General features: G+C 63.5%; 12 protein-coding genes. 7 read left to right on the forward strand and 5 right to left on the reverse strand.

The genetic code is table 11. The annotated features are described in order from the left end of the window. Nucleotides 1-64: 64 nt before the first annotated feature. Nucleotides 65-1,888: an RNB domain-containing ribonuclease gene (locus BDD21_RS19440; protein ID WP_120798566.1), complete on the forward strand. Its 1,824-nt coding sequence runs from the start codon at nucleotides 65-67 to the stop codon at nucleotides 1,886-1,888. A 107-nt stretch (nucleotides 1,889-1,995) separates the two neighbouring features. Here the strand turns inward: BDD21_RS19440 and mepK are convergent, their stop codons facing one another. After that, nucleotides 1,996-2,523 (reverse strand): peptidoglycan L,D-endopeptidase MepK, encoded by a 528-nt coding sequence (gene mepK, locus BDD21_RS19445; RefSeq protein WP_120798567.1) that lies wholly within the window; start codon nucleotides 2,521-2,523, stop codon nucleotides 1,996-1,998. 461 nt (nucleotides 2,524-2,984) lie between these two features. Here mepK and BDD21_RS19450 point away from each other — a divergent pair, with 461 nt between their 5' ends. Next, the gene (locus tag BDD21_RS19450; protein WP_120798568.1) at nucleotides 2,985-3,680 is read left to right on the forward strand and encodes a lytic transglycosylase domain-containing protein; all 696 of its coding nucleotides are present in this window, start codon (nucleotides 2,985-2,987) and stop codon (nucleotides 3,678-3,680) included. Nucleotides 3,681-3,851: 171 nt separating this feature from the next. Here BDD21_RS19450 and BDD21_RS19455 read toward each other — a convergent pair whose 3' ends face one another. Then, on the reverse strand, nucleotides 3,852-4,070 hold the full coding sequence (locus BDD21_RS19455) for a hypothetical protein (RefSeq protein ID WP_120798569.1): 219 nt from the start codon (nucleotides 4,068-4,070) through the stop codon (nucleotides 3,852-3,854). A gap of 632 nt (nucleotides 4,071-4,702) precedes the next feature. Between BDD21_RS19455 and sat the strand changes: the two genes are divergently transcribed. Both sat and BDD21_RS19465 read left to right on the forward strand, forming a co-directional pair. Then, nucleotides 4,703-5,890 (forward strand): sulfate adenylyltransferase, encoded by a 1,188-nt coding sequence (gene sat, locus BDD21_RS19460; protein ID WP_120798570.1) that lies wholly within the window; start codon nucleotides 4,703-4,705, stop codon nucleotides 5,888-5,890. A 128-nt stretch (nucleotides 5,891-6,018) separates the two neighbouring features. After that, complete coding sequence (locus BDD21_RS19465; RefSeq protein WP_120798571.1) at nucleotides 6,019-7,743, forward strand: hypothetical protein; 1,725 nt, start codon at nucleotides 6,019-6,021, stop codon at nucleotides 7,741-7,743. A 244-nt stretch (nucleotides 7,744-7,987) separates the two neighbouring features. On the opposite strand, the gene BDD21_RS19470 is transcribed toward BDD21_RS19465, so the two are convergent. The 3 genes from BDD21_RS19470 to BDD21_RS19480 are packed head-to-tail and all read right to left on the reverse strand — an operon-like array spanning nucleotide 7,988 to nucleotide 11,181. Further along, nucleotides 7,988-8,995, reverse strand: a complete 1,008-nt coding sequence (locus tag BDD21_RS19470) for a lysylphosphatidylglycerol synthase transmembrane domain-containing protein (protein ID WP_120798572.1) — start codon at nucleotides 8,993-8,995, stop codon at nucleotides 7,988-7,990. Continuing rightward, nucleotides 8,992-10,323, reverse strand: coding sequence for an FAD-dependent oxidoreductase (locus BDD21_RS19475; RefSeq protein ID WP_120798573.1), 1,332 nt, complete (start codon nucleotides 10,321-10,323; stop codon nucleotides 8,992-8,994). The genes BDD21_RS19470 and BDD21_RS19475 overlap by 4 nt, the downstream gene beginning before the upstream one ends. Before the next feature lie 3 nt (nucleotides 10,324-10,326). After that, nucleotides 10,327-11,181 carry a pentapeptide repeat-containing protein gene (locus tag BDD21_RS19480; protein ID WP_120800021.1) on the reverse strand — a complete coding sequence of 285 codons (855 nt, stop codon included), beginning with the start codon at nucleotides 11,179-11,181 and terminating at the stop codon, nucleotides 10,327-10,329. 434 nt (nucleotides 11,182-11,615) lie between these two features. Here BDD21_RS19480 and BDD21_RS19485 point away from each other — a divergent pair, with 434 nt between their 5' ends. The 3 genes from BDD21_RS19485 (at nucleotide 11,616) to msrP (ending at nucleotide 15,178) form a co-directional block, all read left to right on the forward strand. Next, nucleotides 11,616-12,893, forward strand: coding sequence for an O-acetylhomoserine aminocarboxypropyltransferase/cysteine synthase family protein (locus BDD21_RS19485; protein WP_120798574.1), 1,278 nt, complete (start codon nucleotides 11,616-11,618; stop codon nucleotides 12,891-12,893). A gap of 192 nt (nucleotides 12,894-13,085) precedes the next feature. Continuing rightward, on the forward strand, nucleotides 13,086-13,991 hold the full coding sequence (locus BDD21_RS19490; protein WP_120800022.1) for a bile acid:sodium symporter family protein: 906 nt from the start codon (nucleotides 13,086-13,088) through the stop codon (nucleotides 13,989-13,991). 227 nt (nucleotides 13,992-14,218) lie between these two features. Next, nucleotides 14,219-15,178 carry a protein-methionine-sulfoxide reductase catalytic subunit MsrP gene (gene msrP, locus BDD21_RS19495; protein ID WP_120800023.1) on the forward strand — a complete coding sequence of 320 codons (960 nt, stop codon included), beginning with the start codon at nucleotides 14,219-14,221 and terminating at the stop codon, nucleotides 15,176-15,178.

The raw sequence follows: 15,178 nt of genomic DNA on the forward strand, positions 1-15,178 counted from the left end.
GTGCCGCGAAAACCGCGCTCGAGAGGGATCGATCGCGCAATGGTGCAGGGGAGATCACAGCAGCTTGTCGACATATCAATGCAGTCCGCCGGTCAATAGCCTGGTGCTTTACAAGGTTCGCCCCGCACGCGTGGTCAGCGTGGGGGAGAAGATCGAGATCGAGCTGGACGGCGGTCACAAACGCGTTCGACCGAAGGATGTCGCGCTTCTGCATCCGGGTCCACTGCATCGTCTTGCCGATCTCGCGCCGCAAGAGGGCGAGCTGCACGCGGCGTGGGAGTTGCTGGAGGGGTCTGAGACCAACCTCAAGGATCTCGCCGAGCTGGCGTTCGATGCCTTCACCCCGGCCACGGCTTGGGCGGCCTGGCAGTTGGTCTCCGAGGGACTGACCTTCAGCGGGACCCCCGAGCAGATCCAGGCTCGGCCCCGCGAGGCCGTCGAGCGGGAGCGGGCGGAGCGCGAGGCGAAGGCGGCGGAGGAGCGCGATTGGCACGCGTTCCTCGAACGTATGGCCGCGGCGGCGCCGGCCCCCGAGGACCGGGATCGACTTGGCGAGATCGAGCGCCTGGCCCACGGGCAGTCCGAGCACAGCCGGATCCTTGCTGCGCTCGGCCATCAGCAGACCCCCGAAAACGCCCACCGCGCGCTGGTGCAGGTCGGGCACTGGCACGCCAGCTACAACCCCTATCCCGCGCGTTGCGGGGTGCCGACCCGCGATCCGGAGCTGCCGGTCCCTGCGCTTGTCGAGGAGGACCGGCTCGATCTGACACACCTTGCGGCCTACGCCATTGACGATGAAGGCAATCAGGATCCGGACGACGCGATCAGTGTGGATGGCGATCGCCTCTGGGTCCATGTTGCAGACGTCGCCGCCCTGATCGACGCCGAGTCCGAGATCGAGCGCGAGGCGAGGGCGCGCGGAGCGAACCTGTATCTCCCCGAGGGCGTGGTCAACATGCTGCCGGCGAGGGTGACGGATGCGCTCGGGCTCGGGCTGCAGCCGATCTCCCCGGCGCTTTCCTTCGGCATGCTCTGCAACGCTGCGGGCGAGATCGAGGACATTCAGGTCCACCGCACCTGGGTGCGGGTCGAGCGTCTGAGCTACGACTGGGTGGAGGAGCGTCTCCAGGAAGGCCCCTTCGCGGCGATTCGATCCTTGGTCGAGCCATTTCGTGCCCGCCGTCATGCCGACGGCGCGACCGGCTTGGACCTGCCCGAGGTGAGCATCCGGGTCGAAGACGGTCAGGTGCGGATCCGTCCGCTCCTGCGGCTCGGCAGCCGCGCCATGGTCACGGATGCCATGCTGATGGCCGGGGTGGCCGCGGGACGCTTCTGTCTGGAGCGTGGGATCCCGATCCCTTACGCGACTCAGGCACTCCCCGAGGGGCTGGATACCGCCACCGATCTCGCCGCCATGTATGCGCGGCGCCGCCGTTTCAAGCCGACCCGCCTGACGGGCACGCCGGAGCTGCATGCCGGGCTCGGGCTCCCGATCTACACCCGAGCAACAAGCCCGCTTCGCCGTTACTCGGACCTCTTGGTGCACCAGCAGATCAGGGCCGAGCTCAGCGGAGGATCCGGTCTGTCGGAAGAGGAGGTCAGCGCCCGCGTCGCGCAGGCGGAGCTTGCCGCGGCATCGGTTCGGCGCGGGGAGCGGCTTTCCAACCAGCACTGGAAACATGTCTTCCTGCGCGAGAATCAAGCGTGGCGGGGCGATGGCGTCGTCGTGGATAGTGACGAGCGAAAGGTGACTGTCGTGATCCCGGATCTGGCGTTTGAGGCGCGGGTTCGCTCGCGCGATGCGGCCGGACTGAACGAACGACTGCGACTGACGGTGACCGAGGTCGATGTTCCGGCGCTCACCTCCGGATTTCGGATTCTCGGCTGATCGGGCTTAAACCGCGCCCAGTGCGGTGCGCTCGTCGGTCTGTTCGAAGGCGCCGATTCCTCGACCGACGAATGGCCGCTCGGGGAATCGACGCGGATCGGTCCCGTTCAGGCGCCCCAGCGCCGGACGGCACCCGTGTCGAGGTGGACGAAGTCCGAACGACGATAATAGCCGACACCGCCGCGCCCGAGGGCAACCGCTGCGTCTCGGATATGGCGTGTCGGAAGGTCGGGGAAGCGAACATCGATGGCCTGTCCGGTGAGGTGCAGGCTATTTTTGGCGACGCCGCCGGAGGTCTCCCGGAGCATCTTGTTGGTGCGTGGCGAGCGGTATCCGCTGATGACGTCGAAGCGGGCGTCGAGGTCGCCGAGGCGGGTCTTGATGTCGTAAAGGATGTCGAGTAGTTGAGGGTCCATCGAGGTTTGGTCACCGGTCCGAAAGTCTCGGAAGAAGTGATTGACCTCCTGAAGGGCCGTGCGTTGGTAGCGGTCTCCGACCCGATAGGTCACCGCAAGACGTTCGTCGGTGTGGAGATGTTTGAAGGCCAGGACACGCGGACGATCGGCCGGTTTCTTTGCGAATGCAGGTACGGCGACAACAGACAAGGCTGCGCCTAGAAAGTAACGTCGATTCATGTTCCCCCCGGTACATTGGACGTTTTTGCCTGTAGGCAGGGGCAGAGTATAGGAAGAGGTCGCCCAAAAGCAATCGAAAATTTCTCATCGTGTCGATTCAGTGTCGAACTTAAAATTTTACACAAGATATCAATGATAAGATGCTGTTGAAATGATTTGTTTTTTTATGACCTAACAGATGACGTGATGACTCATGAGAGGCGTTTTTCAAATGGATCGGGCGTGATTTGGACGCTATTTCGATCGCATTTCGAGAACCGATTCGAAGATTTTTATGTACGTTTACAATCGCGCGCGCTCGGCGATAATGCAGCCATGCAGGTTCCGTCAAAGAATGCGGGTGCGGATATAGAGTGCAAATCGGCAGACAACGGGTTTGCCGCCGACGGCGAAGGGGCTGACGTCTCCGGCCGTCTTGCTCTAGCATGCACCGGGTTCGGCACCGTTCGAGGGGGGATGAGATGCGAGGACTCCTGGCGACCTTCGTGGTCTTGGCTGCGTGCGGCGTCGCAGGCGCGGCTCAGGCGGATATCTACAAGTACGTCGATGCCGCGGGCAAGGTCTATTTTACCGACGCACCGCTGAAAGGCAGCAAGTATCGGCTCGAGTGGAAGCGCGAGACGAAGAAGCTGGTCCGGGAGAGCGAAACGCGTTCGGCCGGCCTCAAGCAGCCCAAGTTACTGACCGGGGAGCGTGCCAAGGCGGCTGCCCCCATCACGGGATCGTTGGCAACGCGCCGCGCCGCCTACGAGACGCTGATCGCTGCCAATGCCCGCCGTTACGGACTGTCCCCCGCGCTGATCCATGCCGTCGTGAGAGCCGAGTCCGCCTACAATCCGTCGGCGGTGTCGCGTGCCGGTGCTCAAGGGCTGATGCAGTTGATGCCCGGGACTGCGGCCCGCTACGGGGTCTCCGACAGCTTCAATCCGGTCGAGAATATCCGCGGCGGTACGGCCTATCTGCGCGATCTGATGGACATGTTCGATTGGGACCTCGAGCTTGCCCTCGCCGGCTACAACGCGGGCGAGGGGGCCGTGATCAAACACGGACGCAAGATCCCGCCCTATGCGGAGACACAGGCTTACGTGCGCAAGGTGCGTCAGTTTCTTTGGGCCGAGAAGGACGCCGGCAGCGGCGTGGTGATGTCGGTGCGCTGACGTGCGGAAGGGATTCATCGTCGGGCCGCTCAAGATCCACCGGGCCTGCGGGCTATTGGAGCGGTGCAGCGATTCCGAGATTGTCCGAGAGCATTTTCGTTGTCGTTGTCGTAATCGATGGTCGATTACGACAACGACAACGGACGGTCTCGACACATTTGCCGTGCTGTACTAGTCCTCCCCGATGACGCGATCGTCGCGCGGGGTCGAGAGCAGTTTCTCCGCCTCGCCTTGCTGACGTGCGAAGACGAGCCGGTACTGGATGTCGCTCCCGGTGCCTTCCTCCTCGCGGCGCAGCCGCACCAGTGCGCGGGCGTCCTGATAGCGCTCGATGGTGTCGACGTATTCCAGCTGCAGCGGCGGTGAGATCTTGTAAACGAAGTAGGGCATGGTCGGGGTATCCTTCGCGGTATCTGTTTTCCGGGTTCCGGTCGGTTGCTCGTGGCAGAAGATGGGACCGCCCGCGCGGGGTGCAAGTCTAAACCGCGCCCGGTGCGGTATGCGTAGTTTGTTGGAATGGCTTGGCTGCGACAGCGTCGAAGACTGTCGGAGCTGGCGCGGTTTAAAGTATTGAAAAAAATTAAATTTTAAACCGCGTCTCACCAAGATCAAGGAAGTCTCCGACGCTGAACACAAAACAAAAATGACGCATTTCGCTTTGGACGCGGTTTAGCGCACTCGCAGCCTCCAGGCTTCGGCGCGAGACCGCCCTTACTCCAAGAGAATTTGTTCGTTGCATAAGGATCCTCTGGGCAAGGAATTTCAAGGTCCGTGGTATGGTTTCCGGGATCGGTGGAGCAGATCGGTCGGTTTGGGCAAGCGCGACGCGAGCGGATCGGACCGCATGCCCGCGTGAGGACGTCCGGCCGAAACGCGGTCGCCTCCGGTTAGGCGCGAGCTGTTCTCGTGCGTGAACCCCGGCGATACGCTCCAGAAGAATTCAGTTCCCTCAGTCGTCTCATCGTCCTCCTCGGTCGAGTATCGACAGGCGCGATGGACCCCATCACGAGAGGCAGAAGAAGATGATCAACCCCGTCGGTTCCGAAGCGTTGAAGCCCTTGTTCGTCTACGACCCGGATTCCCACCATGCCCTGATGCGCGAGGCCGAGACCCTGCCCTCAGTCATCATCAGCTCGCAGGCGGCCGCCAATGCCGTGATGTTGGGCGGCGGGTATTTCAGTCCGCTGCCCGGGTTCATGACCGTTGAGGACGCCATCGCCGTGGCGGAGGGGATGCGGACCACCGGCGGGCTCTTCTTCCCGGTGCCGATTCTCTGCCTGCTGGAGAGCGCCAACGGGATCGCCGAGGCCAAGCGGATCGCCTTGCGCGACCCCAATGTCGAGGGCAATCCGGTACTTGCCGTGATGGATGTCGAGGCGATCGAGCAGGTGAGCGACGCGCAGATGGCGCTCATGACCGAGAAGGTCTACCGCACCTCGGACCCGGAGCACCCGGGCGTCCAGACCTTCAACAGCCAGGGTCGATTCGCGGTCTCGGGTCCCATCCAGGTTCTGCATTTCTCCTATTTCCAGGACGATTTCCCGGACACCTTCCGCACTGCCGTGGAGATCCGCAACGAGATCGCCGAGCGAGGTTGGAAGCGCGTCGTCGCCTTCCAGACCCGCAACCCCATGCATCTGGCTCACGAGGAGCTGTGTCACATGGCCATGAAGCGGCTCGACTGCGACGGCCTGGTGATCCACATGCTGCTCGGCAAGCTCAAGCCCGGCGATATCCCGGCCCCGGTGCGGGATGCGGCGATCCGCAAGATGGTCGAGCTCTACTTCGCGCCCAACAGCGCCATGGTGACGGGCTACGGTTTCGACATGCTCTATGCCGGGCCGCGTGAGGCGGTGCTGCACGCCTACTTTAGGCAGAACATGGGTGCGACCCACTTCATCATCGGCCGCGATCATGCCGGTGTCGGCGATTATTACGGCGCCTTCGATGCCCAAACGATCTTCGATGAAGAGGTTCCCGCAGACGCCCTGCAGATCGAGATCTTCAAGGCAGACCATACCGCTTACTCGAAGAAGCTCAACCGGGTTGTGATGATGTGCGAGGCCCCGGATCACAGCAAGGAGGACTTCGTCCTGCTCTCCGGTACCAAGGTCCGCGAGATGCTCGGCAACGGGATCGCACCGCCGCCCGAGTTCTCTCGACCCGAGGTCGCGCAGATCCTGATGGATTACTATCGCTCGCTCGGTTGAGCCACGCGCTCGGCGATCCACGCGGACAAACCACGTCGGCGCCGACAGGGCTCAGACAGCGGATTCTTCAATGATGACGAGACGGTGTCGACGCAGGGGCGGGTGATTCCTGCGTGACCGAGAGATCCATGTCCACATCCAACCTTCCGCACGAGACAGGACTCCGCGATGGGGTGTCGGAGCGCGAGTCCATCCTGACACTTGTCCTGCTGACCATTGCGACACTCGGGATCGGGCTGCTCTTCGCGCTCGATCCGCGCTGGGGTTACGACGAGGCTTGGCACCTCTATCTGAGCACCGTCTCGCCCTGGACCAAGGCACTCGAGGAGGGCCTGGTCGACGCCCATCCGCCGCTGCATCATCTCCTGCTCATGCCGATGGCCCGGCTCGGCCCGGATTCCTTCTGGTTCCGGCTCCCGTCGGTCTTGGCCGCCGTGGCGACTGTTCCGTTGTGGTATCTGCTGCTGCGGCGTCTGCATGTTGTCCGGGAGATGGCCTTGCTCGGGGTGGTGCTGCTGGTGACGAGCTTCGCCTTCCTCGAGCTTGCGGTCTCGGTGCGCTCCTACAGCTTCGGACTGCTGTTCTTGGTCATCGGACTGCTCGCGGCGACGACGCTTGTCCCGCGGACCGCCTCGGGCGCGAACGATCTCGGGACTGCGCCCGAACCGCAGCCACTGATGGCCGCGTTGGGGCTCACCCTCGCCTTCGCCTTCATCTACTCGGCACTCTTCGTCACCGTCGGCTTGATCCTGGCCTTGGCGCTGCTGTGGGCGGTTCGGGCCGGACGCCGTTTCGTGCGTCCGCTCGAATGGTTGCGGACTTGGCGATTTTTGGATTGGCTCGCCTTCGTTGTTTTGGTGATCGGCAGCCTCTCGGTGCTGCTGTGGTTTGCGCTCGGGTACGGGCGCGGGCGCGGGGCCGTGGCACCCATGCATCTCGAGTCCTTCACGCTGTGCGAGGGCGATTCGATTCTCCATTTTGCCTGGTGCGGTCTAGTCGGCAACGCCGGCTGGCTGACCCCGCAATTTTCGGCGACGGATCCGGGGCAAATACTCGCCGTGGCGCTCTTCTGGACGGCTGCAGTCCTCGTACTGGCGGTCGGATTGTGGCGGCGGCAGAGCGCGCGGGTGCTGATGGTTCTGGCGGCCGTCATCGCGACCGCTTTGGTCTTTGTGGCAGGGGTCGCCGGCGCCTATCCCTTCGGCGGACTGATGCGGCATCAATCGATGCTGTTGCCGCTTTATCTCGCGATCATCGTCTTGGCGCTCGATCTTGTCTGGTCGCATCTGCATTCCCGGCGCCTCCAGCAGGCGTTCAGCCTTGCGGTGGTCGGGTTTGCCTTGTTCGGGCTCTTTCGTGCCCACGCGACCGATCCCGTCGGCGAGGCCCACACCGGCGGTGTGCGTCCCGAGATCACGGCCGCGTTCGCGTGCGATTCGGGGCAGCAGGCCGTCTACATCGAAGGGCGCGCGTTATATCCGCTCTATGCCGCTGCCTATGCCAAGGGGATCGCATTCCGAACGACCCTGACCGATCAAGACGGTGTGCCCGTCGAGGTTCCGTACGGAACGGGTTGGTTCAACGGCTTGATCCATCCGCGGGACTGGGACGTCTTTACGATGAAGGACGATTGCGGGTCCGATCGCACAGTCATTCGAGACCGCCGACGTTGGGCCTTGCCCGATGGCCCGGATGCGCGGCTTGACTCGCAACTGGAGGCATTGAAGGCGGCACTCGGGGTTGCGGCTCTACAGGTGATCCGGCTTCCTCCGGAAGAGGAGGATGCGGAGTCCGAAACCGGTGCGGGTTCAGGGGATGAGCCGCCCGGGGCACGCTGCCCGATTCGTCGGTAGGGGGAGGAAGGGTTTCGCTTCGCTCGACGGGTGCCGGAACCGGGGCGTCGGAGCTGGGAGGAAGGGTTTCGCTGCGCTCGACCGGTGCCGGAACCGGGGCGTTGGAGCGGGGAGGATGGGTTTCGCTGCGCTCGACCGGTGCCGGAACCGGGGCGTTGGAGCGGGGAGGATGGGTTTCGCTTCGCTCTACCCATCCTACGGGTGTGGGCTTCGGGTTTTGTCAGGGCCGCATGGTTCGGGTGGTTTAGGGTGTTTCCGCGCCATCGCTCAGCGAGGCTGCCTCTCGGCGAACTTGACGGTAGGAGTAATGGCGCGAGACGAAGTAGAGGGCGCCCGTGAGGGTCACCGGCACCCAGTGGCCGACGAGGAAGAGGATACTGGCGGCGAGTGCGACCTCTTGGCTGATGCCGAAGGGTGTCAAGGCGAAGACGAAAGCGGCCTGCACCGGGCCGACGAATCCGGGCACGCTCGGCAGCGACACGGCCGCCGCGGTGACGCCGACCACCAGCATCGCCACGCCGGGTGATACGGACACGCCATAGCCCACGAGGCTCAGCCAGACCAGGGCTGATGCGAGATACCAGCGCATGAGCGACTGCGCCAGCAGCGCCGTGGCCGTCGACGGCGTGGCGAGCGCCGCGAGACCGCGCGTCAGCTCGGTGAGATAGGTCTGTCCCCGCTCGGCGAGGAGGGCGGGAAGGGACGGACTCAAACGTCTCCACAGGCCCAGCGAGGCATGCGGGAATCGCCCGAGCAGCACCAGCACCGTCATCAGCGCCAGGATCCCGGCGAGCGCGACGGCGAGACCGTAGCCCCAGCCGGGCGGGAGTTCGCCGACCAGGACCGCACCCGTGACGAAGACCAGCAGGATGCCCACCAGATCGAGCGCCCGCTCGACCACCAGTGTCATCAGAACCCCGCTGCGCGAGCATCCCGATTCCTTTGCGAAGATGACGGTGCGGATCAACTCGCCGATGCGCAGCGGCAGCACATTGTTCCCGGCAAAGCCGATCATCATAGAGGGCGCGACCTGCCGCGCCGAGAAGTGACCAAATGGCTTGAGGATCAGCGTCCAACGTACCGCATTGGAAAAGAAAAAAATCGCCAGCAGGAGCAGGAATGGCGGGATGACCCAGAACTCGCCTTCGAGCAGCGTGCTGCGCAGCGTTACCAGATCGACGCCACTCAGTGCATAGACGAGCAGCCCGATCGTAAAGAGGATCGGGAGCAGCAGTGCGAGGAGCCGCTTCATGCGCCGGGTCTTGCTTCGGGCATGATGGCTTCGGGCATGGCGTCTGGCGCGGCGTTGGGCGTGGCGTCGGGATAAAGGCGACGCACGGTCGCCAGCGCCGACTCCAGATCCTCGTCGACCTCGATGTGACGGAATTCGGCGTTGCGACCGACCGAATGGAGGTTCTCGTACCGACCGAGCACGGCCTCCGCGCGCGCCTTCACCGCCTCGAATCCACGGTCGTAGACCGGGTAGCCGAAGCCCTCGGGCAGGACCATCACGTCGTCCACCTCGGCCCGGTCGACCAAACCATAACGCTCCAATGCGCTGAGGACATCCTCGACGGGTCGATCGGTTTCGGCGGTCACCTCGGCGCAGAGCACCGTATTGTCGACCTGTGCCTCCGGGTCATGGAAGTTGCGAAACTCCGCCATTCGGTTGATCACGACATCGCCGTCACCGAAATAGACCCACTGGTAGGGCATAACGCGTGGTTTTTTGACATGCAGATAGACCAGCTCGATCCCGCGATATCTGAGGTTGAAGTCCTCCCCGAGCATCCGCCCGAGCAGTGTAGCCGGCAGGGTGGTGAAGACGCGGTCGCACTCGAAGCGGTGTGCCTCGCCGTGCCGGCGGTACTGGATCGCCGTCACCCGATTCTCGGTGCGCTCGAGCCCCGTGACCTTGGATTCGAGCATGACCTCGCCGCGGATGTGCGCATGCATGGCGTCGGCAATCTGTCCGTAACCGCCGTCGGCCGGGTAGTGAAAGGTGCTGAAGAAGGTCTTGGAGCTGCGCCGGATCGTGTCGAGGAGTCCGGACGAGCGCAGTTTCTCTCGCCCCCAGGTCACCGAGATCTCGCTGGGCGGGACGCCGAACATCTTTTTCGTATAGGGCTCGAAAAAGAAATCGTAAAGCCCTCTCCCATAGCGATTCAGGGCCAGCGCCTCGAAGGAGTCCTCCGGGAGCTTCGGACGTGCGAGAAAGCCCATGATCAAGCTGGCCGCGGTCTTGGGATCGAACTTCAGGATCAGCTCGATCGGGTTGATCGGGTCCGCGATCACCTTGTCCTTCATCAGGATGCGGCTGTTGCGGCGATGCTCGCGCAGCGGCACCAGGGACTCGATCATCGCGACGAGCGCCTGATCCTGCGTGTAGAGCCGATGGGGCGCGATATCGCAGGGCACGCCGTGCCAATCGAATGTCCGCGCCAGTCCACCGATCCGATCGGTAGATTCGAAGAGCGTGACCTGCTTGCCGATCCGCGAGAGCAACCAACCCAGACTCAGCCCGGAGATCCCGGCACCGAGGATGGCAATCCGTTCCTCACGACTTCCTTCTTTAACCATAATTTACCTAAGATTTTTCTTGTAGGACGGATAGACGGCGTTGCGCGCCTTTGAAAAGTTGGCGAACTCCATCGTGACACTCGCCAGCTCGACGCCCGAGAAATCGGCGTTTGTGACGTCGGCTCGGCGCAGGATAGCCCCTCCGAGCACGGCGTTGGTCAGATCGACGTCGGTCAGGTTGGCGTTGCGGAAATTGGTCTCCTGAGCCGAGACGCTGCGCAGCTTGGATCCGCGCAGGTCGGCGCCCTCGAAGTTGGCCAGGTTGATGACCGTGAAGCCGCCGGGCAGGGCGCTGGTCAGGTCGGCCGCGTGCATGCTGGCGCCTGCTAGATTGGCGTCGTTGAGGTGACAATCACGCAGATCCGCACCGCAGAGATTGGCCTCGCGCAGATTGGCGCGGATAAAGAGCGCCTTGGGTGCAACCACGTGACACAAATCGCTGCCCTGAAAATCGGTGCCGCGCATGTCTGCATGTCCGAGGTTGGCGCCTCGCAAGTTGGCCCTTCTGACATCCGCATGACGCAGATCGGCGCGCTCGAGCGTGGCCTGCGACAGGTTCGCGCCGTGCAGGGTCGCCGCACGCGAGGGTCGCTCCGCGCCCAGATGCGCCTGCGTGAGATCCGCGGAGCTGAGGTCGGCGTTGCTCAGATCGGTCGCGACCAGGACGGCATCGACCAGCCGCGCACCGCTCAGCAGCGCGCCGACCAGGTCGCTCGATTCCAGGTTTGCGCCGGTCAGATCGGCGTTGCGCAGGTCGGCCCCGTTCAGTTGCATGTCGCGCAGGTCCGCACCCGCGAGGGTGTGCGCGTCGATCCGCTCGAGGACCTGCCCAGTCTCGCGATGCTTGATCTCGACCATCTCGTCCATCCTCCGCTGTTGTTGTGTTTTCGCTGACCGAATCGCCGCGGCCGCCCCGTTAAATCTAACAGAAGCCGCTGAATCGGAGGATGACATCGATCGTCTTCCGAGTGCTTTGGCTCATTGGCCCTGACCCTTGATGTCGTCAGCCCGAGAGTTCAGGTCGGACAGGCTCTCACGGAGACACGGAGGCACGGAGATACGGAGAAGACATCTCCGCGTGCCTCCTCCCCTTTTTCTTCGCTTCTCTTTTCTCCTTTCTCCGTGTCTCCGTGAGAGATCCTCCAAGCGGATCGTCGCGATGTTCCGGGTCCGCACCGATCGACAGCTTCGGACCTGATGGATACCATCGGCGGGCCTGACCCCGAATGCCCGTAGAAGGCGGCGCTCCTCACCGGGGCAGCCATCGCACGACACCACCATCAGGAGCGACCATGAAGATCGAGACCCTTGCGATTCACGCCGGTTTTGCGCCCGACCCGACCACCAAGGCGGTGGCGACTCCCATCTATCAGACCACCAGCTACGCCTTCGACGACACCCAGCACGGCGCCGATCTCTTCGACCTGAAGGTCGCCGGCAACATCTACACCCGCATCATGAATCCCACCAGCGACGTGCTTGAGCAGCGTGTCGCGGCGATGGAAGGCGGGGTCGGGGGTTTGGCGCTCGCCTCGGGTATGGCCGCAGTGACCGCGTCCATCTTCACCATCGCCCAGGCAGGGGACAACATCGTCGCGGTCTCGACCCTCTACGGCGGGAGCTACAACCTCTTCGCCCACACCTTGCCCCGGCTCGGGATCCAGGTGCGTTTCGCCGCACCCAACGACATCGAGGGCATGGATGCGCTGATCGACGACAAGACCAAGGCGGTCTTCTGCGAGTCCATCGGCAACCCCGCCGGCAACGTGGCGGACCTGCGCGCGATCTCGGACATGGCCCATGCCCGGGGCGTGCCCGTCATCGTCGACAACACGGTACCCAGCCCCTACCTGTGCCGTCCATTCGAGCACGGTTGCGACATCGTCGTCCACGCCGCAACGAAATACATGGGCGGACACGGGACCACGATCGGCGGGGTCCTGGTCGACTCGGGCAAATTCCCCTGGGCCGAGCACGCAAGCCGCTTCCCGATGCTCAACGAGCCGGACATCTCTTATCACGGCGTGGTCTACACCGAGACGCTCGGCGCGGCGGCCTACATCGCCCGTGCGCGCGTCGTGCCTCTGCGCAACATGGGGGCGGCCATCTCGCCCTTTAACAGCTTCCTGATCCTCCAAGGCATCGAGACACTGCATGTGCGCATGGACCGGCACTGCGAGAACGCGATCGCTGTGGCCGAGTACCTCAAGTCCAAACCCCAGGTCGAGTGGGTCCGCTATGCCGGACTCCCCGACAGCCCGGATTATCCATTGGTGCAGAAGTACATGGACGGCGCCAAGGCCAGCTCCATCCTGTCCTTCGGCATCAAGGGCGGACGCGAGGCCGGTGCCCGCTTTATCGATGCGCTCAAGCTCACGGTACGTCTGGTCAACATCGGCGATGCCAAGACGCTCGCCTGTCATCCGGCCACCACCACGCATCGCCAGTTGTCCCCCGAGGAACTGGCCCGCGCCGGCGTCTCCGAGGACCTGATTCGCCTGTCGATCGGCATCGAGCATATCGACGACATCATTGACGATTTGGAGCAGGCGCTGGCGGCGGCGGGTTAAACCGCGCCCCGTGCGGTATGTGATGTTTTGGATTGGATCGGCCCCGGCAGACTTCACGACCGCTGGAGTCGGCGCGGTTTAAGATGTTAAAAAATAGATCATCTTAAGCCGCGTCTGCTCCGATGTTGGTGGATACGATCAAGGCAGATGCAATCCGACCACCATCCAGATCACTCCGGACGCGGTTTACTCATGACGCGTATCACGACATGGTTTCCGCTCTGGGCCCTCTTGGGCGCGCTCTTCGCCTACCTCTTCCCGGAAGCGCTCGTCGGGCTAAAACCGGCAATCCTGCCCTTGCTCGGGCTGGTGATGTTCGGGATGGGCGTCACCCTGACCCTGAGTCAGTTTGCGGCTGTCCTGCGGCGTCCGGGCCTCGTCGGACTCGGGTTAGCGCTCCAGTTCGGCGTGATGCCCCTCGCGGCTTGGTCGATCGGCATGGCGATGGGACTCCCGCCCGAGCTGCTCGCGGGCCTGATCCTGGTGGGGACGGCCCCGGGCGGGACAGCCTCGAACGTCGTCTGCTATCTCGCCAAGGGCGATGTCGCACTCTCCATCACGCTCACGACCGCCTCGACGCTCGCCGCTGTGATGCTGACGCCGGCCTTGACCTGGCTCTATCTCGGCGAGCGGGTCCCGGTTCCCGCCCTGGAGATGTTGATTTCCATCGCTCAGGTCGTCCTGGCACCCGTGGCCTTGGGCCTTCTCCTGAACCAGTGGCTCGGAGCCCGAATCGGACCCGTGAAGGCGGTCTTTCCGCTCATCTCGGTCGCAGCCATTGTCCTCATCATCGCCATCATCGTCGCACTGAATGCCGGCAACCTCGCGCATGTCGGCATTGCAGTGGTCATCGCTGTCGTCCTGCACAATGGGATCGGACTTGCCGCCGGCTATTGGTCGGCACGGCTGCTCGGTCGGGACGAAACCACCGCTCGCACCCTCGCGATCGAGGTCGGCATGCAGAACTCCGGACTGGCCGTCGCCCTTGCGGTCAAGTTCTTCGGCCCGGCGGCGGCGCTGCCTGGTGCAGTCTTTTCGATCTGGCATAACCTTTCGGGGGCGGCGCTGGCGTCTTGGTGGGCGCGCCGAGCGACCTGAAGCGGGTCAGCAAACGCCGAAGTGCGCACCGCCACGGGAATCGGACTGACGTCCTGCGCCTCGAAATCCATCCCGAAGGGCAATCCCGGATTCGGCTTCGCCCTCGCGAACCGACCGATCTCGTCCCCATCTAACCGGCATGAAAGAGTCCGGCGCGTTGCCGGGTCTCTCGAACGTGCGATCCGATGCCGAACGGCGCGGGCGCATCCCCCAACACCGGAGACGACATGCTGATCAAGAAACCCGCCGATATTCTACCCTCCGAGATCACGCCGCCGCAGGTCTGGCGGCGTCGACGGGAGTTCCTGAAGGCTTCCGCATCCGGGATGGGTCTCGCGGCGCTTGGCCTGGTCGGCACCGCGCCGACTCGCGTGCTCGCGGGGGATCCGATCCCGAATATTCAGCCGAGTCCCTTCAGCACGGACGAGCCGCTGACCAGTCTCGAAGACATCACCAGCTACAACAATTTCTATGAGCTGGGCACGGACAAGACCGATCCGAAGGCCAATGCGAAGTTTCTCAAGCCGCGTCCCTGGAGCGTCACCGTCGATGGCGAATGTGCCGCGCCCGGTGAGATCGGGATCGAGGACATCCTGTCGTCCTTCACGCAGGAGGAACGCATCTATCGGCTGCGCTGTGTCGAGGCGTGGGCCATGGTGGTGCCCTGGGTCGGATTCCCGCTCGGCGATCTGCTCAAGCGCTTCGAGCCGACCTCCAAGGCGAAATATGTCGCCTTCGAAACGCTTTATGACCCGGAGCAGATGCCTGGTCAGAAACGCAAGGTGCTCGACTGGCCGTATCGCGAAGGGTTGCGTATGGACGAGGCGATGCACCCTTTGACGATCCTCTCCACGGGTCTCTACGGCGAGCTGCTGCCGAATCAAAACGGCGCACCCTTGCGCCTCGTCGTCCCCTGGAAATACGGGTTCAAGAGCATCAAGTCGATCGTGCGGATCAGCTTTACCGAAAAGGAGCCGCCGGCGACCTGGAACCGCATGCAGGCAAACGAGTACGGGTTCTATGCCAACGTGAACCCGGCCGTGGACCATCCGCGCTGGAGCCAGAGGACCCATCGCATGATCGGCGACGGCTGGCTGGCGAAGAAGCGTGAGACCTTGCCGTTCAACGGCTACGGCGATCAGGTGGCCGAGCTGTACGCCGGGATGGATCTGAAGCGGTTCTACTGA

It is taken from the genome of Thiocapsa rosea (assembly GCF_003634315.1).
Lineage (GTDB): Bacteria > Pseudomonadota > Gammaproteobacteria > Chromatiales > Chromatiaceae > Thiocapsa > Thiocapsa rosea.